We start from the raw sequence: 23,416 nt of genomic DNA, 5'->3' as shown, positions 1-23,416 counted from the left end.
TTTCCACCAGTAGTTCTGGTCACGCCGAATCCGCCAACTAATTAGTGCGGTTGGCGCTGACGCTCGACCGCTGTTGACCTGTTGGCGAGTCGATGCCGAGCAACGATCGGCTACAACAAATGGCAAACCCGCTCGGCCTGGGAACCGGATAGTGCTAATACGTCAGCAAACGAACCGTTCAGACCTGCTGTGACGGTGTGGTTTTGTCCGTCGACAGTGAGCAGCCACCGTCGAGCATGAGGTTGTGTGGACCAAACAGGATGCAGCGGTGGCTGCCGCCTACAGAGTAGACGTTCAGCGATGGGCCGCGTTGTTTGACGGGCTGATGGACTGCAGCGTCTTCGCAGTCGCCCCCGGCCAGGAACCTCTACCGGTGGCGGGTTAACAAGATCCTCGCCGACGCGAACGTCGCGCTACGGCTTGCTGAGGACGGCGAGGACGCCGGCCGCTTGGTGCAACTGGTCGACAACGACCGCCGGGTCTTGGTCGAGCGCGCTCTTCGCTCTCCGGATCCCAAGGCAGGCGATCAGGTCCAGCACGCTATCGCGCTGTTCCGTGGCCGTACTGCCACCACCCAGGACAAGCGCTCGGCGGTCGTCACGCTCGCGCACGTTCTCGAACGACGCCGGAGGTTACTGAAGGCGGAGTTGCTTCGCGGCGACGAGGGCGCGCTCTTCCACATCGCCAACGAGTTCGCCATCCGCCATGAGAACGAGCGGCAGAAGTCCGACTATGATCTGGTGTTCCTGGACTGGATCTTTTGGTGGTATCTGGCCACCATTGAGTTGACGGATCGACTGCTCGCGCGCGGGACTGCTAGTGCTAGGAGCATGGGTCAGTAACAACGTGGCCTGGGGTCGACGTCCGTCCCGCGAGCGGGCAACACCGGTGGTTGGACAACTGGTACCGCGATCGCTGAACCACCTCGTCGATCTGATTCGCACCCACCCGCAAGCAGCAGCGACCTCACTGGCGTCGGCTCGATCCCTGCCGACAGCCCCTGCCCACCTGCGTAAACGGCGACCCGGCTTCGGCATCGGCGTCGGCTGGCGCTACGTCCGCGAGCCGTTGCGCTACTAAACGCCCCTGCCGCAGCTCACCATGTCCACCAATCCAACAACGCAACAGAGTCCGCCCCAGTCGTCGCGGAATTGACCTTGGAGCCTGCTGGCCTTGGCTATCCGACTGTCAGACGCGCGACCGGTCAAGCGGGGGCGCGCAGACCCGCGATAGCATCCATTCATGGATGGCTATCGATCATTTCTCCACCGGTCGTTCGGTGTTGCCGCCGTGACGGCGGCCGTCGCGGCCAGCGCCCTGGTCCCCGCCCCGGCGTCGGCTGCGGTGCCGCCGCGCATCTGCGAGGTCGTCGTCGTCGCGGCCGGTGACGGCCAGGCGGTCCGCAGCGCGCCAGGGTTCGCCGGCGCGCCGCTCTACACGATGAGCACCGGGAACAGCTTTTCGCTCTGGGGCACCGGCATCACCCTGGACAACGTGAACTGGAAGCCGCGGACTGACAACGGCTCCACCCCGGTCCAGGAGTGGGTACCCGTCATCAACGTCATCACCGGCCTGCGATACGTCGACAACATCTTCTGCGACCGGGGCGTCTGACCGCACCCGGCCACCGCCCGGCGGCGCCCGCGCCGCCGGGCGTGCCCGCTCGTCAACGGCGTCGACAAGGACCTCAAGGGCTTGCTCGCGGTGATCGACGAGCAAGCCCTTGATCTGCAATTTCAAGGTGGAGCCGAGGGGACTCGAACCCCTGACCCAGGCCGCATTGCGATCCCTCGTAGGGCGGATGAGGACCAAAGCTTAAGTCGCAGGTCAGGCAGGCTGGCCGGACTCCGCTCAAGCTTAGTTTTGCAGCGAACCTCCGGTCGTGCAGCCTACCTCGGCGTGTCGCTGAAATCCGGGAAAGTGATCTAGACACTACTCTCTGGTCCACCGCTGCGACTTGAACACCGGCCCTGACACCGTGTAGCAGGCCAGGAGGAGAAGCTTCGGCCGTCTCGCGGTGGTCAACGCCGCCTGGCAACCGTGCTCTTGGCCCACCTTCCGCGAGGTCGGCCTCTTCGGCGAACAGCCGAGCACCACAGCGACCTCCTCTACCCGGAAAGCGCATACCGCCGGTGAATAGGTTGGCGATGCGCTGCGCGTCCGGGAGCTCGGCCAGCGCGGCGCCCACCACGAGATGATCCGGCACTAGGTCCTCGACGTACTCGCAGGCATCGCCGTCCACCCGGTACGCGGCCTTGACCGCGAGGAGCGGGCCGCGCGCGGCACCGGAGATCCACCCGACACAATCGCCGTCTTCTCCCAGGCATCGCGCTGGTTCGCCGTCGACGACGAAGGCCAGCCGCGTCCGGTGCCACCGCTGCTGCCCCAGACCGACGGGGACCGGCACCGCTACCGCGAGGCGCAGATCCGCCGGGTGCACCGTCTGGCCCTGCGGCGGGCGCTGCTCGACGGCACCGAGGAGGGCTGAACGTGCTCGGACTGTCCACAGCCGCGCTGGCCGGCTACCTCGCCGCACCCGCTGTTCAAAAGCATGACGCAGCCCCGCCCCACCGATCGACGCAACCGGCCAGGGTGGGCCCGAACGCGTCGCCCGGGCCCACCCTGGCCGGTCGCGTCAGCTCACGCCAGGGGATGGGGTTCGTTGGTGAGAGCGGCCAGCGCGGCGGCGACCTCCTGAAGACTCGCCCGGACATACGTCGCGGTGGTGCCGGCGTCGCCGCCGCCCTCGGAGTGTCCGGCGTAGGCGCGGGCGACGGCGTAACCGAAGTTCCGCTCGACCCACGTCAGCGTCGTATGCCGCAGCCAGTGAGTGCTGATCTGCTGCACATACACCCACGGCAGATGCTCGCCGATACGAACCCACAGATGGTCATACCGCCGATACCTGATCGGCAGCCCGCTGCGGTACCTCAACAACTGACCCGTGGCAGTGGCATGGCGCTCCTCGGCATGCCGCTGCAGATGCATCATGAGCGTCGGTGACACCGGCTGCCACCGCACCGTGTCACCCTTCTCCCGCAACAGAATCAGGCACTGATCCGAATCCAGATCCACCGGGCGCAGCGCCAACGCACCACCCCGGCGGCACGCCGTCTCCGTGTGCAGCCGCAACAACAAACTGTCCAACGCCGGATCGTCACCCGTGCTGGCCGCGACGGCGTTGATCTCCGCCAGCCTCGTGTCGGCCACCGCCCGCCTGGTACTCGGCAACCGCCGCAGCTTGGCCACCTTCAAAGCAGGATTGTCCGCCGCCGCGATGAACCCATCAGCGACCGCCCGCTTGTACAGACACCGCAACGCCGCAATCAGATGCTCCGCCGCACTACGCCCGCCGCGGGCGTTCCGCCGGGCCACCACATGCGTCTTGACGTACTCCGCCAACTGCTCGATCTCCGACGGCGTCGGCTCGTCAAGACGCCGCTGCCCCCAGTGCTCCAACACCCGCTTCCAGTACGAGCCATACGCCCGACGCGTACCTTCGCTCACCGCCGCCGACACGACCGGCACGTACTCGGCGAACGTCGGCGCCGGCGGACGCGCCAACGCCGCCTCAACAAGATCAGCCGGTGAGATCCCCATCCGCGCCAGCAACAACCGGGCAGCATCCAACTCGGCTCGACCCGCCGTAGTCCCGCTCATGGCAGATCACCGCCGAGAACAGCAGTGTGAAGCTGAACGACCACCGCGTCCAAAGCAGCGGGAGGATGCACCACGAGCAGCCGGTCAGCAGGGTTGGCCGCCAGCAGCACCCGATCACCGGCCGTCAGCCCACACCAGTGCCGCACCGTCGCCGGCAGAAGGAGATGGCCTTGGCCCGTAACGGTGAAGACACCCTGCCTGTCCTCGTGGACGACGATCAGACCTGCGCCCTCGTAGATGTGCAGCCGAGTGCCAGATCTCCAGCCGAGAGCGCGGACGATCGCGCGGTCGGCGATCCGACCGCTGGCATCGAGGGCCGCCAGCCCGTAGACCATCGCGCCCACCCGCGGCGTCGGAAGCACCGGCAACGGGAGAGGGGGTCGACGAAGTCGCTCGTCAGGTCGACGGCCCTCCGGACCCCGGTTCGACAGCATGACCGGGGGGATCACGGGAGCCACAGCGGCATCAGCCACGACGACAACCCCCACCCGAAGCGGGAGCCACCGAAGGCGTCACTGAGATCAGATCGGCGTGGTCAAGCGCGCTCGACCACCAGTACGTGAAACACAGCAGGGATGCTGCAAAATTGTGTCCGAGGGGGGACTTGAACCCCCACGCCCTATACGGGCACTAGCACCTCAAGCTAGCGCGTCTGCCATTCCGCCACCCGGACCTACTCGTTCAGCCTACCGTGTCGACCGAGGTGACCTTCCACCCGTCGGCCGCCCCGGTGGGCCGCACGGGGAGTTACTGTACACGCCCCGGGTGGATCATGCACATCAGCTTCCGGCCAGTAGGTCGACGCAGGTCGCAGGGGTGTCCAGACCCGTGTGAGCCACACTCAACCGGTGAGCCTGGGTAGCGTTCGACGGGCCTCACGCGGCAGCATGGCCACGTGTCCCATCCCTCTCCCCTGGCCGCCGTGCAGCACCGGGCCCTCGCCCTGCGCGCCGCGGGCGATCTCACCTCCGCCCGTCGACTGCTCACCGACGCCGTCGGCTCCGCCCGGCCTCCGTACGGCAAGGACCACCCGGATGTGCTGAGCAGCGCGCACCTGCTGGCCCGCCTGCACAGGGAGGCGAACGACCCGGGTGCCGCCCGCCGGGTGCTGGAGGAGGCGTTCGCCGCCGGTGAACGCCTCTGGCCACCCTCCGATCCGCTGATGCTGGCGCTCTCCTTCGAGTTGGCCGCGGTGGCGGACGAGTTGGGCAACCGGCACGAGGCCCGCCGCAACTACACCCGCGTCGCCGCTCTCGGGCCCGCCGTGCTCGGTGTCGACCATCCGGCGGTACGCACGGCCCGGCAGTATCTCGGCGCCGCCGCTCCCGCCCCTCAGCCCGTCCCGCCCGTCGCGCGCCCCGACATGTCGGCACTCTCCGAGCCGACGATGTCGCTGGCGGTGCTCTCCACCGCCTGGCGGCCACACGAGCCGGCCGCGGTCGGCCCACCGCAGCCACCGGCCGCGCAGCCGACGCCGCCGCACGTCGCCGGTGGCCCGGCGGCCGTACCGGCGCCTCCACGCATCCCGCCGATCCCGCCGCCTCCGCCCGTCCCGGGTGTGCGCGGCGTGGGGCGGGCCGCCCCCGTTCCCCCGGCGCCGCCCGTTGCGGCGTCCCCGTATCAGCCCCGTCCGGTCGGCCACGCGCCGCAGGTGCCGCCCGCACCGCCGCAGCCCTACCCGGCTCCGCAGCAGGCCGCCCAGATTCCGCCCCCGCCGGCGGTGCCCGTTCCGCCACACCAGACGTGGGCCCCGACGGTGCCGCCCCACGTGCCGGCCCCGCCGCAGGCCGCCCAGGCGCCAGCACCACATCCCCCCGGGCGGGGGCAGGCCACTCCGTACACCGCTCCGCCGCAGCGGATTCCGCCACCGCCGACGATTCCGCCACCGCCGATCGTGCCCACGCCACCGGGACCGGCCCGTGCCGCCGTACCCCTGCCTCCGGTGGTGCCGCCCTCGACCGCTTCCCCGACGCAGCCGCCACACACCCCGGCGGTGCCCATACCGCCGCCACCGGTCGTCCCGTCGCAACGACCCGGGCCCACGCCGCCGCAGTCCCCCTGGGCGCCTCCACCCGGGCCGACCCAACCGCCCGCGACACGGGGCCCGTCCGCGCCGACGCCGCAGAGCCCGCCGCGCCCCGCCCCGGCGGCGGGGGTGGCTTCGGTCGTCCCGAACCCGAGGACGGTCCCGCCATCGCGGGCCCCGCTGGCCTCGGAGGCCCCGGTGTCGTCTCCGCCCGCCGTGACGGCGAGTGCGGCACCGTCCGCCCCGCCGATCGGGCGGCATACGGCCGCACCCGCCGCCATGCCCGAGCCGCGGACCACTGGCACGCCTGCCGCGCCGATGCCCGCCGTCGAGGTACCCTCGCCCGCCGCAGCGGCGGGGGCGGTGTCGCCCGCAGCCGAGGCACCGCACTCTTCCTCACCGGATGCGGCGGCGCCGCCACGGTCGGAGGCACCGGAACGCCCGGCGGGGCCGGCACCCGGATGGGCCAAGCCGACCATCCAGGTCAAGCAGATCGAGCCGCTGCTCGCCGAGGAAATTGCCCGCGCCGCCGGCACACCTGCCGGACCGGACGCTCCAGTCGGTGCCGCGCGGTCGCCCGAGGCCCCGTCAACGGACCCGGCACCGGCTCACGCCACCCCGCCGATCAGCGCGCCCCCGGCACCGCCTGTCAGCGCACCGCCGTTCAGCGCGTCACCACACCCGGTGAGCCCTCACCCGGCAACGCCCGTCAGCGCACCACCTGCGCACTGGACGAGCAGCCCGCCCGTCAGCGCACCCCCGCGGGGCGTCAGTTCGCCGCCGGCACCTCCGCTGCCGTCGGTCCCGCCCGCTCCGTCGGTGATGCCGCCGCCGGTCAGCGCACCGCCCGGCCATCCGCAGCAGTTCAGCGCGCCACCCGTGGTCCCGCCGGTCAGCGCACCGCCGTGGAGCATGTCCGCGCCACCGTGGAGCAGCACGGCGCCCCCGCAGGCGTTGACGGGCCCAGCTGCCGACGACGCCGCGGCTGACGTCGAGGACGAACTGGAGCGGGCGGAGCGGGAACGGGCGGAACTGGAGGAGTCCAGGCCGCAGCCGGCAGACCCGGAACGGGAGCAGGCGGACGACCTGCCGCCGGCGTACCTCGACATCGACGAGACGTTCCCGATGAAGGCGCAGCCCTACCGGGCCGGGACAGCGGCCGGCCGCCCTGCCCAGCAGCAGGCGCCGCCGGTCCCGCCACCGCTGGCGTACCCGATGATGGCGGAGCCCGAGGAGGGCGGCCGGAACCGGACGGTGGTCATCGTCGCGGTGGCCGTCGCTGTCCTGGCCGTCGCGGCGCTGGTCGGCGTGGGCGCGTTGGTGCTCAACCGGGATGCGGCGGGACCTGCCTCGCCTGCGTCCGCCACGCCGTCGGCGACCACCGCCGCCGGCCCACCGCCGGGCGGGCTGACGCTGAAGGACGACTCGGCGACGATCACGCTCAAGTGGACGGACCCGGCGGGTGGCGGGGTGCCGTTCATGGTGGCCGGCGGCCGGGTCGGGCAGGCGCTGGGTGTGATGGCCACGGTGGACCCGGGCCGGACCAGCTACACGGTCAACGGGCTGAACTCGCGGGTGGACTACTGCTTCACCGTGCTCGCGGTCTACTCGACGGACTCGTTCGCCACGTCCGGGCAGGTCTGCACGGAGCGGGAGGGCGACACGCCGTCGAGTTGACCTGCCACGGCGGCGTGGCACGCACGCTCGGTGTCCACAGCGGGACGGTGCGGGTTCCCCCGCCTCCGACCGGGCCATATGATGGCACCCGGCTCAGGGGAGGGTCGCCGGACATGGCGCGCCACCTGCCAGGTATGACACGGGAGGCAGCCGGTAGTGGCCACCATCGATGACGCCGGGCACGCCGGCACCGGCCCCCCGCGTCCCCGGCCCCGCCGGATGCGCGGCGGGGTCGTCACCATCGCGACGGTGGCCGCGCTGCTGGCCGCCATGGGGCTCACCATCCACGGGCTGGGCGCGGCGGACAACGCGGTGGCGAGCCACGACGCGAGTTCCTGGCTGTGGAGTGCCGCGCGCAGCGAGATGGCCCGCGTCAACGGGATCACCGCGCGGGTCGACACCCGGGTCGGGATCCCGGGTGCCCGCCGGCACCCGATGCAGGTCACCCAGACCGACCGGCTGCTGGTCCTGCGGGACCTGAACACCGGTCAGGTCAGCTCGCTGGACCTGGCCACCCTCCAGATCACCGCGACCACCAGGACGACCCCGGGCCTCGGTGTCAGCGTCGCCCTGCACGAGGACGCGGCGTTCGTCGTCGACGCCGTGCAGGGCGTCGTCCGGCAGCTCGACCCGCGGTCGCTGACCCCGGTCGGCGAGCCGGTGCGCTACCCGCCGGGCATCACCGGCGGGTCCTTCGACGGTAAGGGGCGGCTCTGGATCGCGGTGCCCAGCGAGGGCACCGTCTCGGCGATCACCGCAGCGGCGCTGCCCTCGGCGCCCGCGTCGGCCGCCCCCGCGGGGGCCGGCCTCAGCCCGAAGAAGGTCGAGACGTACGACGTCGCGGAGGCCAGCCACGAGCTGGTCGTCTCCACGCTGGACGACGGCGTCGCGGTGCTCGACCGCACCGCCGGGGCGCTGGTCACCGTGCGGGGCGGCGAGGTCCGGTCCACGCCGTTGACGATGACGGCGCCGGGTGCGCTGCCGGCGCGGACCAGCGGGCCGGACGTGCCCGTGACGGTGCCCGGCGAGCGGCGGGTGCACGTGGTCGACGACGGCGGCACGGTGCGGGCCTTCACCGTGCCGGGCGCGGGCGACCAGCTCAGCCCGGCCGTGGCGTGGGCGGGCAGGTACTACTGCGCCGACGCGGCGTCCGGCACGGTCTACGCCTTCGACGCCGCTGGCCAGCTCGTCGACACGATCCGGGGGCGGGGCGCCGGGCCGCTGGAGCTGGAGGTGCGGGAGAACCACCTGTTCATCAACGCTCCCGACGCGGCGACCGCCCGGGTGGTGGACGACCGGCACCAGGTCCGCGAGGTCGACAAGTACGCCAACGACGTGCTCGGCGGCGACCCGCCGCCGGCTCCCCCGCCGCCGCCCCCGCCGAAGAAGCCGAAGGTGGGCAAGCCGGGTGCGCCACGCAGCGTGACCGCTGCCGCCGGCAACGCGCAGGCCCGGGTGAGCTGGCGGCCGGCCCCGGCCAACGGTGCGGAGATCATCCGGTACGTGGTGCAGGGCGCTGGCCAGCGGGTGCAGGTGGGCGCCAACCAGCGGGCCGTGGAGATCAAGGGCCTGACCAACGGCGAGACGTACCGGTTCTCGGTGCACGCGGTCAACGCGAAGGGCGACGGTCCCGCGCGTACCAGCAACCCGGTGACGCCGACGGCTGCGGTGCCGGACCCGCCGACCGGCGTCACCGCCCAGGAGCGCCCGGACGGCACGGTGCTGGTGAAGTGGCCGGCGGCGAAGGGGCAGGGCAACACGATCGCGAAGTACGTCGTCACGGCCACCTCGGCGGGCGCCAACGCCCCGGCCGGCGAGTCCCGTAAGACCGAACTGGTGGTGCCGGCGGGCGAGCTGGAATACGGCACGCAGTACGCGTTCACGGTGGTGGCGGTCAACGACCGGGGTGCCGGCTCGGCGGACTCGCCGGTGAGCAACACCGTCGTGCCGTACGCGGCGCCGGAGCGTCCGGCGGGGCTGCGGGCGAGCACCGTGGCCGACCGGCCGGGCACCGTCGCGGTGCAGTGGTCCCCGGCGGCGGCGAATGGCCGGCCGGTGACGAAGTACCTGGTGGACGTGGGTGGGCGCCGCAGTGAGGTGACCGATACCCGGGCCACGGTGGACGGCTTGGGCAACGGTCAGAACATCACCGTGAAGGTGAAGGCGGTCAACGAGGCGGGTCCCGGCCCGGAGGCCAGCACCACGGCGCGTACGGTGGCCGAGCCCCGCATCACCGTGACCGGTTCCTCGGCGGGCGCCACGTCGGCGACGGTGACGTTCACCGTGGACGCCGGTGGCGGCAAGGCGACCTGCTCGCTGAGCACGAGCGGTGAGCCGGCGAAGACCGGCAACTGCTCCAGCATCACGATGACGGGCCTGGCGCCGGGCAAGGCGTACACGTTCACGGTGACGGCGAGCAACGCCGCCGGCGAGGGCACCGCCACCCGCGCCCAGACCACCGCCGCCCTGTACGGGATCGCCACCTGCCGTAACGGCTCCTCCGGTGCGGAGGCCAGCTACTGCAGCCGGGAGATCCCCGGCGAGCGCAACGGCAACGAGATCTTCGAGGTAACCCGGCAGGACAACGACCAGCAGGCCGGCTGGGTCGCGAACGGCACCCGGCTCAAGGCCAACTGCAAGAAGCAGGGCGAAGAGGTCTACGCCTACATCTACAACAACGAGAAGCGCAGCACCTGGTGGGTGCAGGTCGACTACAAGGGGAAGAACTACATCCCCTGGGCCTGGCTCAACCTGGAGGGCGGCGACGACATCAAGGTCCTGCCCACCTGCTGACCCGCCCCAGGCAAGGAGCACCACCCGCGTGAACACCCAGGAACCGCTCACCCAGCCGGAGGTGCAGGGCTTCGCCGCCCTCGCCGCCCGGCTGGCCGAGAACGTCAACGCGGTGGTGCTGGGCAAGCCGCAGGTGGTCCGGCTGGCGCTGACCGCGCTCTTCGCCCAGGGGCACGTGTTGCTGGAGGACGTGCCGGGGGTCGGCAAGACCACCCTGGCCCGGGCCATCGCGGCCACCGTCAAGGGCGAGTGGCGGCGCATCCAGTTCACCCCCGACCTGCTCCCCTCCGACGTGTCCGGGGTGACGATCTTCAACCAGGCCACCCGGGGCTTCGAGTTCCACCCGGGGCCGGTGTTCGCCAACATCGTCATCGCCGACGAGATCAACCGGGCGTCGCCGAAGACCCAGTCGGCACTGCTGGAGGTGATGGAGGAACGCACCGTCACCGTCGACGGGGTCCGGCACCCGGTGCCGCAGCCGTTCCTGGTGGTGGCCACCCAGAACCCGGTGGAGATGGACGGCACGTACCGGCTGCCCGAGGCCCAGCTCGACCGGTTCCTGGTGAAGCTCTCCGTCGGCTACCCGGACGAGGCCGTCGAGGTGGAGGTGCTGCGCGGGGCGACGGTCCGCTCCCCCGAGGCGCTCACCGCGGTCACCGACACGGCCACCGTCGGGGAGATGGTCGCGATGGCCCGCCGGGTGCACATCGCCGAGCCGCTCTACGCGTACGCGGTGCGGCTGGCCACGGCCACCCGTAACCACCCGCAGGTGCGGGTCGGGGTCAGCCCCCGGGGCGTGATCGCGCTGACGCGCGCGGCGTGCGCGTACGCGCTGGTCGACGGGCGGGGCTGGATCATGCCGGAGGACCTGAAGACCCTGGTCGAGCCGGTCTTCGCGCACCGGTTGTTGCTCACCCCCGACGCGCAGGTGCGTGGGATGACCGCCGCCGAGGTGCTGCGCCAGGCGGTCGCCTCGGTGCCGGTCCCGCTGCCCTCGGGTCAGCCGGCCCCGGTCCAGGGCTGACCGGCGACGCCGGTGTCCGCGCTCACCGCCCGGTGTGTCGGGCTGCTCGTCGCCGCCGTCGTGCTGCTCGGCGCCGGCTTCCGCTTCGCGTACCCGGAGTTGACGCTGCTCGGGGCGGCGGCCGGGATCGCCGTCGGCTACGCCGTGCTGACCGCGGCCTGGCGGCCCCGCCTGGAGGTGACCCGCAGCGCCGACCCGGACCGGGTGGCGCGGGGCGAGCCGGCCGCGATGACCCTGACGGTGCGCAACGCCGGGAGGCTGCGGGCGGCGAGCCTGGTGGCCGAGGACCGGTGCGGGGACCGGTCGGTCCCGGTGCCGCTGCTGCGGCTGCGACCGGGTCGGGACACCACGGTCCGCTATGACGTGCCGACCTCCCGCCGGGGGGTGGTGCCGGTGGGGCCGCTGCGGGTGACCCGGCGCGACCCGCTGGGCCTGGTGGCGTTGGCCCGCCCGTACGGGGGTGCGGTGCCGGTCTGGGTGCACCCGCGCGTGCACCCGCTGAACGCGGTGCCCACCGGCGCGGGGCGCAGCCTGGACGGCCGGGTGGACAAGGTGCCGCACGGGTCGATCACCTTCGACTCGCTGCGGGAGTACGTGGTCGGTGACGAGTTGCGCCGGGTGCACTGGCGTACCAGCGCCCGGGTGGGCGAGCTGATGGTGCGGGAGAACGTGGACACCAGCCTGCCTCGGATGGTGGTGCTGCTGGACAACCGGGCGGTCGCCCACCCGGATCGCCTCGACGGGGTGGCCGAGTCGTTCGAGTCGGCGTGCGAGGCCGCCGCCTCGGTGCTGGTCGCCGCGTACCGGGAGGGTCTGCCGGTGACGCTGCTGCTGGTCGCCTCGGAGCCGGACGACCTCACGGCGGCCGGCGGCGACGCGGCGGGGCAGGGGCCGCTGGACCGGCTCGCGGCGGTGGGGCTCGCCGATGAGGGCGATCTTCAGCCCGCCACCGGCCGGCTGCGGCGCGAGCGGCTCGGCGACACACTGGTCTTCCTCACCGGGCCGGGTGGCCGGGACGACCTGGGGGTGGTGGGCGCGTTGCGTGCCGCGTACCCGTCGGTGGTGGTGGGGGTCTTCGGGGCGGCGGAGCCGGCGCCGTCGGGCGCGGCCGGCCTGGTGGTGATCGACGCCGCGGACGGGGCCGCGTTCGCCGCCGAGTGGGACGGGGTGCGCAGGTGGTGAATGCGCGGCCGCTGGTGCGGGTGTTGCGGGCGGTCCCGGTGCCGCTGGCGCTGGCCGCGATGATCGGTCTGGCCGGCGCGGTGCTGGGCCGGGTCTACGCAGGCCCGCTGCTGACCCTGCTGGTGCTCGGGGCGGCGGTGGGCTCGGTGCTGGTCAGTGTGGCCGCCCGCCGGTTGCCCTCGTGGCTGGTCGCGCCCGTCTCGGTGCTCGCGATGGCCGGCTGGACGGCCTGGTCGTTGCGGCTCACCGCGACCCGGGCCGAGCTGCCCGGCGGCCTGGCCGAGGTGACCGCGGACGCCGCCGCGAACGGCATTCCCCGGCTGCTGACGGCGATGATCCCGGTGGAACCGACCCCCGACACGGTGCTGGTGCCGCTGGTCGCCGCGTGGCTGGCCGGTCTCGCCGGGGCGGAGGTGGCGTTGCGGGCGGGCCGGGTGCTGCTCGGCTACCTGCCGCCGGTGCTGCTCTACGCCGCCGCGCTCTACGTGGTCGGCCCGAACGCCGATCCGGCGATCAGGCCGACGCTGGCCTTCGTGGCCGTGGCGGCGCTCGGCCTGGCGGTGCCGACGGGTGGCGCGGCCAGAGCCGGCGCCGATCCGGCCGTCGGGCTGGCGCCGGCGGTCCGCGCCGCCGTCCGGGCCCGGCTCGCCGCCGCCTCCGCCGCCGGTCTCGCGGTGGTGGTCGGGCTGGTCGCGCTGCTCGGTCCGCTGCTCGCCGGCCAGGTCGACGGCCGGCCGGTGGACCCCCGGCGGTACGTCGAGCCGCCGCAGGTGGAGACGCTGGACGAGAACCCGCTGATCCGTATCTCCGGTTGGGCGCTCAACCCGGGACAGCAACTCCTCGACGTCCGCACCGAACGGTCGGCCCCGCCCGGGTCTGCGCCCGCCCCGGACCCGGAGGGCGCCCCCGGTTCCGGGCCGAGCACCGCCGTCCGGCCGGTGCCGATCCGGCTGGCCGTGCTCAGCGACTACGACGGGGTGACCTGGCGGGTCGGCGCGACGTACCGCAACGCGGGGCGGATCCTGCCCACGACGGCGCCGGCCCCGGACAGCACTGTGGAGACGGTACGGCAGGAAATCACCGTCGCCGGGCTGAGCGGCCGGCTGCTGCCCGCCGTCGCCACGCCACGTGAGGTCACCGGCGCCCGGGTGGCGTACGACCCGACGACCGGGACGCTGATCCGGCCGGAAGGGCTGACGCCGGGGCTGCGTTACAGCGTGACGTCGGCGATGGAGACGCCGGACGGCAACCTGCTCGGTACGGCGGACGTGCCGGCTGGCGAGGAGGTGGCCCGGGTGCTGCGGGTCGCCGACGGGGTGCCCGAACCGCTGCGCCGGCTCGCCGCCCAGCTCGCCGAGTCCAACGGCGCCCCGTACGCGCGGGCTGCCGCCGTGGAGCAGTTCCTCGCCGAGCACTACCGCCTCGTCGCGGACGCGCCGAGCGGGCACGCGTACCCGAACCTGAACTTCTTCCTCTTCGGTCCGCGCAACGCGGGTGGCCAGCGGGGCACCTCGGAGCAGTTCGCGGCGGCGTTCGCCGTGCTGGGCCGGCTGACCGGACTACCGACCCGGGTGGTGGTCGGTTTCCGCGCCGCCGGCGACGGTCCGGTCCGGGCCGGCGACGCGTACGCCTGGCCGGAGGTGCTCTTCGAGGGGCTCGGCTGGGTGCCGTTCGACCCGCTGCCCCGCCCTGACGAGGAGCCGCGCCCGGTGGAGGAGGACTTCCGCCCGACGCCGGAGGATCCGCCCCCGTCGGAGGTGCCGGAGCCGACGGTCGAGCCGACCGCGTCGCCGGAACCGGTGGCCGCGCCGGGTGGGCCGGCCGGCTCCGGTGGGCCGTCGGCGGCGCTGCTGGTCGGCGGCGGGGCGGGCGGCATCCTGCTGCTGGTCGGGGCCGCGCTGTTCACGCTGCTGACGATGCGCCGGGCGCTGACCCGGGCGCGGTTGGAGCGGGGCGACCCCGGCCAGCGGATCGCCGGTGCCTGGCGGGAGGTCACCGACGCGTTGCGGCTGGCCGGCCACCCGGTTGGCGGAGACCAGTCCGCCTCCGAGGTCGCCGTCCACGCCCGCCGCGCCCTGGCCGACGCGGCGTCCTGGCGGGCCGGCACCGCCGGCCGTGACAGGGGTGGCCCCGCCGTAACAGCCCACGAACCGGCCGGCGTGGCACGGGTCCAGGCCCCTGCCGGCGACGCCGCCCGGGTCGACGAGCTGGCCGAACTGCTCAACCACGTCGCCTTCGCCCCCGGCACCGAGACGACGGAACAGGCCGACCGGGCCGCTGTTGCCGCGAGCGACTATGTCACCGCGCTGCGCGCCGCCCGCCCCCGCTGGCGCCGGCTGCTCTGGTCCGTCCGCCCCGGCCCTCTCCGCTGGCCCCGCTGAGCCTCCCCGCGACGGGCTACTGGCAGACGCGCCACTCACCGCTCTCCTTGACGAGCGGAACGCTCTGGGTGAGCTCCGCACCCGTCTCCTTGACGATCCTGACGGTGACGTTCCCACGGACCCGGCCGTTGTTGTTGGACACACTCGTGCCGGTGAACTTGTAGCTTCTGATCTTCTCCTGCGCGGACTGGACGCGGGTGAACTCCTCCGGCGTGGTGACCTCGCGTACCCTCTCGCACAGCCGCCCGTAGGCGGCCTGGTAGTCGCCGGCTCGCACGTCGTCCAGGTACGCCGCCGTGGCCTCGCGAGCCGGCCCTGCCGCATTGTCGTAGGTGCGGTAGAGCCAGAATCCGCCACCGAGGCCACCCAGACAGCAGAGCGCCACCACGGCGGCGACGACGATCAGGACCGTGCGGAGCGTCCGGTTGGGTTTCGGGGTGGGCACAGGCATCGGCTGGTACGTCATGATCGGGATCGTAGAGAGGCCATACCAGTTCGATTTCCGCAGGTCGACCTACCCGCTCCCCACCCGAGGGCCAGGTGTGCTGGCAATACGCATGGACTTGTCAGCGCGACTTCGGAGAGGTCGTCACCACCGTCGGTGCACGGTTGCCTTGCCGCCGGTCACCAGACTTGCCGGCGGAACGTCCTCGGCCACGACCGCGCCAGCGGCGACCACGGCATCACGGCCGATGCTGACGCCGGGCAGGATCGTGGCGCCGGCGCCGATCCACACGTTCTCTGCCACATCGATGGGCGCGCCACTCAGCCACCCCCGTCGCTCCTCGGGATCGACCGGATGACCGACGGTGATGAACGTGGCTTTTGGTCCGACCATCACGCGCTCGCCGAGCCGGATGCCGGCGTAGTCCAGGAACGTGCAGTTCTGGTTGATGAACACGCGCTCAGCGAGGTCCAGGTGAAGGCCGTGGTCCGTGTAGAAGGGCGGATAGATCGTGGTTTTCGCCAGCAGCGGCTTGCCGAGGATCTGTTCGAACAGTCCCGCCTTGCCCGCTTCGTCCTCGAAGGGCAGGACGTTCAGGCGGGAGGTGAGCTCGGTGACCCGCAGGACCCTCTCGGACATGGCCTGGAACTCGGCGCTGTGGATGCGCATGAGACGGTCGCTGGACATGCCACGATCCTCTCTGGTGTTGTGGGGCAGCGGTACCAGCCGATTGCCCTCCGCGGCTGCGCGCGAGGCTAGGCCCGGAGGCGGCGGACCAGTTTGCGCAGGCCGGACTGCCAGCCGTCCGGGTCCTCCGCTCGGCGGCGGGCGTAGGCGGCGACCTCGGGGTGCGGCAGGATGAGGAAGCGCTCCTCGGCGAGGCCGGCGACCACCGCGTCCGCGACCTGGTCCCCGGTGAGCACCGCGCCGGAGGCGGCCACGACGCGGGCGCCCAGATGCCCGGCGGCCAGCCCGTCGGCCAGCATGGGCGTGTCCACGCCCTGCGGGCACAGTGCGCTGATCCGGACGCCCTGATCGCGGTAGGTGACGGAGAGCCACTCGGCGAAGCCGACGGCCGCATGCTTGGTGGTGGCGTACGGGGCGTCGCCGACCGAGGTCAGCACACCCGCCGCCGAGCAGGTGTGCAGCAGGTAGCCGCTGCCCCGGGCCAGCATCGCCGGGAGCACCGCCCGGGCCGCGTATACGTGGGAGAGCACGTTCACCCGCCAGGCCCGGTCCCAGCCGGCGTCGTCGACCTCCATCCCGCCGCCGGAGGTGACGCCCGCGTTGGCGCAGAACAGGTCGATCCGGCCGTACCGCTGCTCGGTCTCGGCGACCAGCGCGCGGACCTGCTCCTCGTCGGTCACGTCCAGCCTGACGGCGTGGGCGACCGGGCCGACGCCGTCGGCCACCGCGCGGGCCGCGTCGGCGTCGAGGTCGGCCACCACCACGACGGCCGCACCCTCGGCGGCAAAGCGGCGGGCCAGGGCCGAGCCGATGCCACCGGCCCCACCGGTGATCACTGCCACCCGGTCGGTGAGGTTCACCGCGACCCACCCCCGCCCAGCCGCGTGACCGTCTCGCCCAGCGCCGCCGCTCCGCCGCCGGCCGCTTCGGGGGTGGGCAGCAGGGCCAGCACCGGCACGTCCACACCGGCGTCGGCGTAGCGGCGGACCTGCTCGCGGCAGTGTTCGGGCGAGCCGTGCAGCACCAGGGCGTCGACCACCTCGTCGGGCACCGCCGCGCCCGCGCCGCGCCGGTCCCCGGCGGCCCAGGCCCGCCACATCGGACCGAGCGCCTCATCCCGGCCCAGCCAGCGGTGGAACTCGGCGTACGCGGGGACAGTGAGATAGCTGGTGATCAGCCTGCGGCCCAGGGACCGGGCGTACCCGGCGTCGGAGGTGGGGCAGACGAAGATCCGGGCGACCACCTCGAAGCCGGGGCGCCGTTCGCCCACCTCGGCGAGCGCCCGTGGCACGTCGGCGGCGGCGAGCCAGTTCAGGATGACACCGTCGGCCTCGGCGCCGGCCAGCCGCAGCATCCCCGGGCGCAGCGCGGCGAGCAGCACCGGCGGTGGCACGGCCGGCTTGCGCTCCAGGGTGAACCGGCGCACGGCGAAGGTGTCGAACTCGCCGTCGACGGTCTCGCCGGACAACGCGGCGCGCAGGAACCGCAGCACGTCGCGGGTGCGCCGGAACGGTTCGTCGAACGGCACCGCGTTCCAGTTGCGGACGACGACCGGTGAGGACGCGCCGATGCCGAGCGCGAACCGGCCGGGGGCGGCGTCGGCGAGTGCCGCCGCGCTCATCGCCAGCAGGCCCGGGCCCCGGGTGAAGGCCGGCGTGATCGCGGTGCCCAGGCGCAGCCGGGGTTGCCAGGCGGCGGCGAGCGCCAGTGGGGTGAACGCGTCGGCCCCGTTGACCTCGGAGGACCAGACGTCGGTGAACCCGGCGGCGTCGAGGGCCGCGTAGACCGCGGCGTGCTCGGCGAGCGGGATGCCGTCCAGCGGCACCGTCATGCCCCATCGCGTCGTCATCGGTCGATGGTGCCCGCTCGCCGGGCCGCAGAGCAAGATCCGGTCGGGGATCCCACTCGCGTCGGCTCTATCGCAGGACGCCCTCGTGCAACGCCCGCAGCACCGCGTTGGTGCGGTCCCGGGCGCCGAGCTTGAAGAGGATCGCCGACACGTGGTTCTTGACCGTCCCCTCCGCGAGGAAGAGCAGGCCGGCGATCTCCCGGTTGGTGTAGCCCTCGGCGACCAGCCGCAGCACGTCCAGTTCCCGCTCGGTGAGTTCCTGCGACGGCGGAGCGCTCACCCCGATCGGGGACGGCGCCGAACGGATGGCGCGCAGGAGCCGATCGGTGATCGACACGGCGATGAGCGTTCCGCCCGCGGCAAGGGTCTCGACCGCCCGGGTCAGCTGCTCCAGCGTGACGTCCTTGAGCAGGTAGCCCCGCGCTCCGGCGCGCAGGGCGTCGAGGACGAGGGTGTCGTCGTCGAAGGTGGTGAGCACCAGCACCGGTACGTCCGCCTCGCGCTCGCGCAGCCGTCGAAGGGCCCAGATGCCGTCCCGACGCGGCATCCGCAGGTCGAGCAGGACGACGTCGGGCCGGGTCGCGTCGATCACGCCCAGGGCCGCCTCACCGTCGTCCGCCTCGCCGACCACCTCGATGCCGGCCATGTCGAGCAGGGTGCGGATGCCCTGCCGGACCAGCGTCTGGTCGTCGACCACGACGACCCTGGTCACGCCGGCACTCCGGTCGTTCCGGCTGCCCGGGTCGTCTGGAGCACCCCGGTCACCGGGCCGGCATCCGGGCGGTCACCCGGAAGCCCGAGCTGCCGTCGTACGCGATCTCCCCGCCGAGTGGCGCGAACCGCTCCGCGATGCCCCGCAGCCCGTTGCCGGGGATCACGTCCCGGACGCCCTGCCCGTCGTCGACCGCGGTCAGTCGGATCACGTCACCGTCACGGACGATCGTGACTCCCAGCTCGCGCGCGTCGGCGTGCCGGAGCGTGTTGGTGATGATCTCCTGTACGGCCCGGACGAGTGCCGCGGTCTGTTCCTCGTTCGCCTCGACGTCCTCCCCCACCTCGACCGTCACGTCGAGTCCGGGGATGTCGCGGCCGACGTCGCGCAGCGCCTCCGCGAGATCGGCGGCGGACCCGGCGCGCAGCGCGCTGACGGTGCCGCGGACGTCGGCGAGCACCTCACGGGCCACCCTGCCGGCCCGTTCGACATGTTCCCGCGCCGGGTCGCCCTCGCGGTGTCGGGCCGCCTCCAGCTCCAGGGTGAGGATGGTGAGCTGGTGACCGAGCAGATCGTGCAGCTCGCGGGAGATGCGCAGCCGTTCCGCCGTGCGGGCGGACCCGGCCAGCAGCAGGCTGGCCGCCCGCAGCTCGACGTGTGCCTGGGCAAGCTCCCGACGGTGCTGCTGCTCGCGTCGGATCGCGGTCACGCTGAACGCCGTCGCGATCTGGATGAGCCCGTAGAACACCCCGGCGGCGAGCGGCTCGACCGGGTCGTCGTGGATCCGGCTGACGGTCAGGGCGATCACGACCGTGTTCAGCGCGATCACCAGCAGGTTGACCGGCAGCCGGACGGTTTCCGGCCCGAGCGCGGCGATCACCACCAGCAGGATCGGCAGCATGCCGGCACGGGGGGCGGTCGCGACCACGCCCCAGCCGGCGACCACCGCCGTGCCGTAGGCCGCCCACCGCTGGGCCGCTTGTCCCCACTCGACCACGGAGACGAGCGCCGCGCCCAGGGTGACCACGAAGAGCCCCACCCACACCAGAGCCGGAATGTCCGGTTCGACCAGGCCGAGCATCACCGGCGACCCGACGCCCACACACACGACGAGCATCACCACGCCGGACCACTCATCAAGTCCCAGCCGCCGCATGAGGCCACCCTAGCCACCGCGGCCGGCGGGCCACGGGTGCCGAAAGTCATGGCCGGCGAGGCTGACCTCCGGCACAGGCGGCGGACGGGTGGTGTCGCCCAGCATGGGGGCATGAGCCAACCCGCCATCGAGGTCGAGAACCTGCACAAACGGTATGGCGACGTCGTCGCCGTCGACGACGTCAGCCTGACGGTGGCCCCCGGTGAGGTGCTGGGCGTCCTGGGCGTCAACGGGGCCGGCAAGACGACGATGATCGAGCTGATCGCCGGCCTGCGGGTCCCCGACCGGGGACGCGTCCGGGTGCTCGGCCGGGACCCGCGCCGGGATCGCGCGGCCGTACGCCAGCTGCTCGGCGTGCAGTTGCAGCAGGCCGAGCTGCATGCGGCTCTGACCGTCGGTGAGCTGCTCGGCCTCTACCGCAGCTTCTATCCCGACCCGCGGCCCGCCGACGAACTGCTCGACCTGGTCGAGCTGCGTGCGCAGAGAAGGACGCGATTCGAGAAGCTCTCCGGTGGCCAGCAGCAGCGCCTCTCCATAGCTCTGGCCCTGGTCGGCCGCCCGCAGGTGGTGATCCTCGACGAACTCACCACCGGGCTGGATCCCCGCGCCCGCAGACGCATGTGGGCGGGTGTCGAGGGGCTGCGCGACGAGACCGTGCTGCTGGTCAGCCACGCGATGGACGAGGTCCAGCGGCTCTGCGACCGGGTCGTGCTGCTCGACGCCGGCCGAGTCGTCGCACTGGACACCCCGGCCGGGCTGGTCGCCCGGGCCGGCGCCGCGAACCTGGAGGAGGCGTTCGTCCGCCTCACCGGCAAGGAACTCGTCACGGAGGAGAACGCATGATCGAGGTGACCGTACGACGGCCCGGGGCAGGCTCGTGGCTGACCCTGATCCGGTGCGAGGCGAAGATGGTCGTGCGGGACACGGCCGGGCTGGTCGTACCGTTGGGCCTGCCGCTGTTGATTCTGGTCATGAATGCCGCTGCCGCCGGTGACCAGGAGGTTGCCGGTGGGCGCTCGGCGCTGGACCTCTTCGTCCTTCCGCTGGTCTTCACCATCGTCCTCGCCACGATCGGCATCGTGAACATGCCGAGCTTCCTGGCCTACTACCGCCGCAGCGGGGTGTTGCGCCGGCTCGCGGTCACCCCCGCGTCGCCGGCGATGGTGCTCGTCGCCCAGATGGTGGTGAGCCTGGCGCAGGCGGTGGTGGGGATCGGGCTGGCGTACGCCGTCGCTGTCGTCGGCTTCGGCGCACGTCCGCCGGCCGACGTCGGCATGGCGCTCGCCGTGGTCGGGCTCTCGGTGGCCGCGATGTACGGGCTGGGCATGATCGTCGCCTCGGTAGCACCCACCCCGAATTCTGCGGTCGCCATCGGCCTGGTCGCCTTCTTCGCCCTCGGGGCCGTCGGCGGGTTGTTCGGCGGCACCGCTTCCCTACCGGAACCGGTGGCCCGGGCCGCCTCGTGGCTGCCGTTCGGCGCCACTGTCGAGGCGCTCTCCAGCGCCTGGGCGGGGGCCTCGGTCGACGCATCGAACCTGGCAGGTCTGGCGATCACCGCAGTCGTCGGTGCGACCGTCGCCGCGTTCCTGTTCCGCTGGAGCTAGTCTCCAGACGTGACCTTCTCGCTCGTCGCCCGCTCCGATGACGGTCGGCACCACGGCGTCGTCGTGGCCAGCAGGTTCCTGGCCGCCGGCGCCCTGGTGCCGGCCGCCGAGGCCGAGATCGGTGCGCTCGCCACCCAGGCCCACGTCAACCTCGCCTACCGCCCGCAGGGGCTGACGCTGCTGCGCACCGGGGTGGCTGCCGCCGACGTGGTGGCCGGGCTGGTCGCCGCCGACCCGGACCGCGACCATCGCCAGCTCGGCGTCGTCGCCACCAGCGGCGCGGGCGCGACCTGGACCGGGCCGAGCTGCCACCCGTGGGCCGGCGGCCAGGCCGGGGACGGCTGGGCCGCGCAGGGCAACATCCTGGCCGGTCCGCAGGTGATCGACGCGATGCGAGACGCCTGGCTGGGCGGGGCCGCGCTGCCGTTTCCCGATCGGCTGGTCGCCGCGCTAAGCGCCGGGGACCGGGCCGGCGGCGACCGGCGCGGCCGGCAGAGCGCCGGGCTGCTGGTGGTCGAGCGCGGCGGCGGGTACGACAGCAGCGACGTCATGGTCGACCTGCGGGTCGACGACCACCCCGATCCGGTGACCGAGCTGGGACGGCTGCTCGCGGTGCACACCCTGTTCTTCGGCCGGCCCGACCCGGCCACCCTGCTCGACCTGACGGGCGCGGTCGCCGCCGAGGTCGGCGCGCTGCTGGCCACGCTCGGCCACCCGGTCGACCCGGCCCGGCCGGAGGAGGCGCTCTTCTCCTGGGCCGGTCTGGAGAACCTGGAGGAGCGCCTGGTGCCCGGCCGGATCGACCCGGTCGTGCTGGACCACCTGCGCAGGACCGCCCCACACGTACCCGCGCCGCGCCCGGCGGCCGACCCGCTCGGCGCCGACGCCTGACAGACTCGCCGGGCCGGGCCCGGGTCCTGCGCGACAGGCACGAACCGCACGCGGCGGGCGCGGGCCCGCGCACTCGGCTCAGTGCCCTGCCCGGTCAGCCGCCGAAGGAGAGCCAGCGGAAGCCGGCGGCGTCGACGACCGCCCGCTCGCGGTCGTCGAGGCCGACCCGGCCGGTCGCCTTGCGGATCAGCGTGAGCCGGTCCCAGCCCAGCCCGGGCGGGACGGCCCGCCCGTCGGTGAGCAGGTCGGCGACGACCGCCGCCGCAGCGGGCGTCAGCCACGGCCGCCGGTCCAGCGCCGCCGCCAGGTCCAGGCCGTGCACGCCGACCTCCACCACGCGGGTACGCAGGAACTCGCCGAGCGCCATCGCGTCACCGTGCCGGGTGCGTACCACCCGACCCGGCGGTGCGGCGTCGACGGCGTCGAGGACGGCCCGCCAGGCCCGGTCGAAGTCCGCCACCAGGGCCGGCCCGTCGAGTTCCCGGGCCTCCCGCCGGCCGCTGTCGACGCGGGCGGCGTCCACGGACGGGGTGAACTTCGCCGCGCCGAAGTAGCCGGCGGCGTCGACCTCCGCGCGGGGCGGGGCCGGCGCGGCGAGCATGTCGACCAGCCGGCCCGCACCACTGCGCACGTGGGCCAGCAGTTCGCGTACGGTCCACGGCCGGCAGTCGGTCGGGCGGTCGAGATCCACCTCGTCCACGCCGCGCAGCACCTCGCCGAGGCGCTCGCACTCGTCCCGGAACGCCGTCCGTACGCTCTCCATGGTCCTCTCCCCGTCCGCCCAGACCCTTTCACACCGGTGCCCCACCCCGGTGGCCGTTTCGGCGCCTGCCCGGCGGGTACCCGCCGCCGGGCCGACGAGAGGAGCGCCAGGAATGGCCGGAATCATGCTGCGCAGCACCGCGTTCAACGACCACGACATGCTGCCGAGCCGCTTCGCCCGGGAGGGCGACAACGTGTCGCCGCCGCTGGAGTGGGCGCAGGTGCCGGAGTCAGCGGCCGAACTGGTCCTCTTCGTCGAGGACCCGGACGCCGGGAAGACGCCGTTCCTGCACTGGCTGGTCACCGGGATCGCGCCGAGCGCGGCCGGGGCGCCGGAGGGCGGCGTGCCGCTGGGTGGCCGCGAGTGGCCCAACGACTTCGGCAGCACCGGGTGGGGCGGCCCGCACCCGCCCCAGGGCGACGATCCGCACCGGTACTTCTTCCGGCTCTACGCGCTGGACCGGCCGTTGGAACTGCCGGGCACGCCACGGGCGGACGAGGTGCACCGCCTGCTCGCCGAGCGGGACATCGCGAGCGGAACGATGGTGGGCACCTACTCCCGTTGAG

Annotated in this window: 20 protein-coding genes, 1 tRNA gene and 1 pseudogene; 12 read left to right on the top strand and 10 right to left on the bottom strand. The window is 73.2% G+C overall.

All coding sequences use genetic code 11. The features are described from left to right. Positions 1-452: 452 nt before the first annotated feature. From GA0070608_RS20195 to GA0070608_RS20185, 3 genes and pseudogenes are all read left to right on the top strand, one after another. Positions 453-842 carry a hypothetical protein gene (locus GA0070608_RS20195; RefSeq protein ID WP_091630132.1) on the top strand — a complete coding sequence of 130 codons (390 nt, stop codon included), beginning with the start codon at positions 453-455 and terminating at the stop codon, positions 840-842. A gap of 400 nt (positions 843-1,242) precedes the next feature. Further along, on the top strand, positions 1,243-1,614 hold the full coding sequence (locus tag GA0070608_RS20190; RefSeq protein ID WP_141719502.1) for a hypothetical protein: 372 nt from the start codon (positions 1,243-1,245) through the stop codon (positions 1,612-1,614). A gap of 727 nt (positions 1,615-2,341) precedes the next feature. Continuing rightward, a pseudogene (locus GA0070608_RS20185) lies at positions 2,342-2,488 on the top strand (acyl-CoA thioesterase); the annotation flags it as partial. Between the two features lie 152 nt (positions 2,489-2,640). On the opposite strand, the gene GA0070608_RS20180 reads toward GA0070608_RS20185, so the two are convergent. The 3 genes from GA0070608_RS20180 to GA0070608_RS20170 form a co-directional block, all read right to left on the bottom strand. Next, positions 2,641-3,660 carry a tyrosine-type recombinase/integrase gene (locus GA0070608_RS20180; protein WP_091630130.1) on the bottom strand — a complete coding sequence of 340 codons (1,020 nt, stop codon included), beginning with the start codon at positions 3,658-3,660 and terminating at the stop codon, positions 2,641-2,643. Continuing rightward, positions 3,657-3,995, bottom strand: coding sequence for a hypothetical protein (locus tag GA0070608_RS20175; protein ID WP_091635602.1), 339 nt, complete (start codon positions 3,993-3,995; stop codon positions 3,657-3,659). Before GA0070608_RS20175 ends, GA0070608_RS20180 begins: the two co-directional genes overlap by 4 nt. Before the next feature lie 254 nt (positions 3,996-4,249). Beyond that, positions 4,250-4,333: transfer RNA gene (locus tag GA0070608_RS20170), tRNA-Leu, on the bottom strand. Positions 4,334-4,555: 222 nt separating this feature from the next. On the opposite strand from GA0070608_RS20170, the gene GA0070608_RS33525 reads away from it, so the two are divergent. The 5 genes from GA0070608_RS33525 to GA0070608_RS20140 all read left to right on the top strand — a co-directional run bounded on the left by GA0070608_RS33525 (position 4,556) and on the right by GA0070608_RS20140 (position 14,743). After that, on the top strand, positions 4,556-7,363 hold the full coding sequence (locus GA0070608_RS33525) for a tetratricopeptide repeat protein (RefSeq protein ID WP_245715846.1): 2,808 nt from the start codon (positions 4,556-4,558) through the stop codon (positions 7,361-7,363). Positions 7,364-7,519: 156 nt separating this feature from the next. After that, positions 7,520-10,156 carry a fibronectin type III domain-containing protein gene (locus tag GA0070608_RS20155; protein WP_425413237.1) on the top strand — a complete coding sequence of 879 codons (2,637 nt, stop codon included), beginning with the start codon at positions 7,520-7,522 and terminating at the stop codon, positions 10,154-10,156. 28 nt (positions 10,157-10,184) lie between these two features. Further along, positions 10,185-11,180: an AAA family ATPase gene (locus GA0070608_RS20150; RefSeq protein ID WP_091630129.1), complete on the top strand. Its 996-nt coding sequence runs from the start codon at positions 10,185-10,187 to the stop codon at positions 11,178-11,180. A gap of 12 nt (positions 11,181-11,192) precedes the next feature. Then, positions 11,193-12,362 carry a DUF58 domain-containing protein gene (locus tag GA0070608_RS20145; RefSeq protein ID WP_091630128.1) on the top strand — a complete coding sequence of 390 codons (1,170 nt, stop codon included), beginning with the start codon at positions 11,193-11,195 and terminating at the stop codon, positions 12,360-12,362. Beyond that, the gene (locus GA0070608_RS20140) at positions 12,356-14,743 is read left to right on the top strand and encodes a transglutaminaseTgpA domain-containing protein (RefSeq protein ID WP_245715845.1); all 2,388 of its coding nucleotides are present in this window, start codon (positions 12,356-12,358) and stop codon (positions 14,741-14,743) included. The genes GA0070608_RS20145 and GA0070608_RS20140 overlap by 7 nt, the downstream gene beginning before the upstream one ends. Positions 14,744-14,759: 16 nt before the next feature. Here the strand turns inward: GA0070608_RS20140 and GA0070608_RS20135 are convergent, their stop codons facing one another. The 6 genes from GA0070608_RS20135 to GA0070608_RS20110 form a co-directional block, all read right to left on the bottom strand. Next, positions 14,760-15,209 (bottom strand): Rv0361 family membrane protein, encoded by a 450-nt coding sequence (locus GA0070608_RS20135; protein ID WP_091630127.1) that lies wholly within the window; start codon positions 15,207-15,209, stop codon positions 14,760-14,762. A gap of 123 nt (positions 15,210-15,332) precedes the next feature. Continuing rightward, positions 15,333-15,875 carry a DapH/DapD/GlmU-related protein gene (locus tag GA0070608_RS20130; RefSeq protein WP_091630126.1) on the bottom strand — a complete coding sequence of 181 codons (543 nt, stop codon included), beginning with the start codon at positions 15,873-15,875 and terminating at the stop codon, positions 15,333-15,335. 68 nt (positions 15,876-15,943) lie between these two features. After that, the gene (locus GA0070608_RS20125) at positions 15,944-16,735 is read right to left on the bottom strand and encodes an SDR family oxidoreductase (RefSeq protein ID WP_091630125.1); all 792 of its coding nucleotides are present in this window, start codon (positions 16,733-16,735) and stop codon (positions 15,944-15,946) included. Then, positions 16,732-17,706 (bottom strand): LLM class F420-dependent oxidoreductase, encoded by a 975-nt coding sequence (locus GA0070608_RS20120; protein ID WP_091630124.1) that lies wholly within the window; start codon positions 17,704-17,706, stop codon positions 16,732-16,734. The genes GA0070608_RS20125 and GA0070608_RS20120 overlap by 4 nt, the downstream gene beginning before the upstream one ends. An 85-nt stretch (positions 17,707-17,791) precedes the next feature. Next, on the bottom strand, positions 17,792-18,436 hold the full coding sequence (locus GA0070608_RS20115) for a response regulator (RefSeq protein ID WP_091630123.1): 645 nt from the start codon (positions 18,434-18,436) through the stop codon (positions 17,792-17,794). A gap of 49 nt (positions 18,437-18,485) precedes the next feature. Then, a complete protein-coding gene (locus GA0070608_RS20110) occupies positions 18,486-19,592 on the bottom strand; it encodes a sensor histidine kinase (protein WP_218107531.1) in 1,107 nt (368 codons plus the stop codon). A gap of 111 nt (positions 19,593-19,703) precedes the next feature. Between GA0070608_RS20110 and GA0070608_RS20105 the strand changes: the two genes are divergently transcribed. Genes GA0070608_RS20105 through GA0070608_RS20095 form a run of 3 tightly spaced genes read left to right on the top strand, consistent with a single transcriptional unit; the run spans position 19,704 to position 22,087 of the window. After that, positions 19,704-20,435 carry an ABC transporter ATP-binding protein gene (locus tag GA0070608_RS20105; protein WP_091630122.1) on the top strand — a complete coding sequence of 244 codons (732 nt, stop codon included), beginning with the start codon at positions 19,704-19,706 and terminating at the stop codon, positions 20,433-20,435. Continuing rightward, positions 20,432-21,196 (top strand): ABC transporter permease, encoded by a 765-nt coding sequence (locus GA0070608_RS20100; protein ID WP_091630121.1) that lies wholly within the window; start codon positions 20,432-20,434, stop codon positions 21,194-21,196. Before GA0070608_RS20105 ends, GA0070608_RS20100 begins: the two co-directional genes overlap by 4 nt. A 9-nt stretch (positions 21,197-21,205) precedes the next feature. After that, positions 21,206-22,087, top strand: a complete 882-nt coding sequence (locus tag GA0070608_RS20095) for a DUF1028 domain-containing protein (protein WP_091630120.1) — start codon at positions 21,206-21,208, stop codon at positions 22,085-22,087. A 94-nt stretch (positions 22,088-22,181) separates the two neighbouring features. On the opposite strand, the gene GA0070608_RS20090 is transcribed toward GA0070608_RS20095, so the two are convergent. Beyond that, entirely contained in the window at positions 22,182-22,850 is a 669-nt protein-coding gene (locus GA0070608_RS20090) for a maleylpyruvate isomerase N-terminal domain-containing protein (protein ID WP_091630119.1), read from the bottom strand. Positions 22,851-22,962: 112 nt separating this feature from the next. Here GA0070608_RS20090 and GA0070608_RS20085 point away from each other — a divergent pair, with 112 nt between their 5' ends. Continuing rightward, entirely contained in the window at positions 22,963-23,415 is a 453-nt protein-coding gene (locus GA0070608_RS20085; RefSeq protein WP_091630118.1) for a YbhB/YbcL family Raf kinase inhibitor-like protein, read from the top strand. Position 23,416: the final 1 nt, after the last annotated feature.

The organism is Micromonospora peucetia, from assembly GCF_900091625.1.
In the GTDB taxonomy this organism is placed as follows: domain Bacteria; phylum Actinomycetota; class Actinomycetes; order Mycobacteriales; family Micromonosporaceae; genus Micromonospora; species Micromonospora peucetia.
This window is presented reverse-complemented; position numbering and strand designations above follow the sequence as displayed.

Excerpts from the sequence above, each read along its gene's own strand:
- GA0070608_RS20190 (WP_141719502.1), top strand. The coding sequence starts at position 1,243 with ATGGATGGCTATCGATCATTTCTCCACCGGTCGTTCGGTGTTGCCGCC.
- GA0070608_RS20180 (WP_091630130.1), bottom strand. The coding sequence starts at position 3,660 with ATGAGCGGGACTACGGCGGGTCGAGCCGAGTTGGATGCTGCCCGGTTG.
- GA0070608_RS20175 (WP_091635602.1), bottom strand. The coding sequence starts at position 3,995 with ATGGTCTACGGGCTGGCGGCCCTCGATGCCAGCGGTCGGATCGCCGAC.
- GA0070608_RS20135 (WP_091630127.1), bottom strand. The coding sequence starts at position 15,209 with ATGACGTACCAGCCGATGCCTGTGCCCACCCCGAAACCCAACCGGACG.
- GA0070608_RS20130 (WP_091630126.1), bottom strand. The coding sequence starts at position 15,875 with ATGTCCAGCGACCGTCTCATGCGCATCCACAGCGCCGAGTTCCAGGCC.
- GA0070608_RS20120 (WP_091630124.1), bottom strand. The coding sequence starts at position 17,706 with ATGACGGTGCCGCTGGACGGCATCCCGCTCGCCGAGCACGCCGCGGTC.
- GA0070608_RS20110 (WP_218107531.1), bottom strand. The coding sequence starts at position 19,592 with ATGCGGCGGCTGGGACTTGATGAGTGGTCCGGCGTGGTGATGCTCGTC.
- GA0070608_RS20105 (WP_091630122.1), top strand. The coding sequence starts at position 19,704 with ATGAGCCAACCCGCCATCGAGGTCGAGAACCTGCACAAACGGTATGGC.
- GA0070608_RS20100 (WP_091630121.1), top strand. The coding sequence starts at position 20,432 with ATGATCGAGGTGACCGTACGACGGCCCGGGGCAGGCTCGTGGCTGACC.
- GA0070608_RS20090 (WP_091630119.1), bottom strand. The coding sequence starts at position 22,850 with ATGGAGAGCGTACGGACGGCGTTCCGGGACGAGTGCGAGCGCCTCGGC.
- GA0070608_RS20085 (WP_091630118.1), top strand. The coding sequence starts at position 22,963 with ATGGCCGGAATCATGCTGCGCAGCACCGCGTTCAACGACCACGACATG.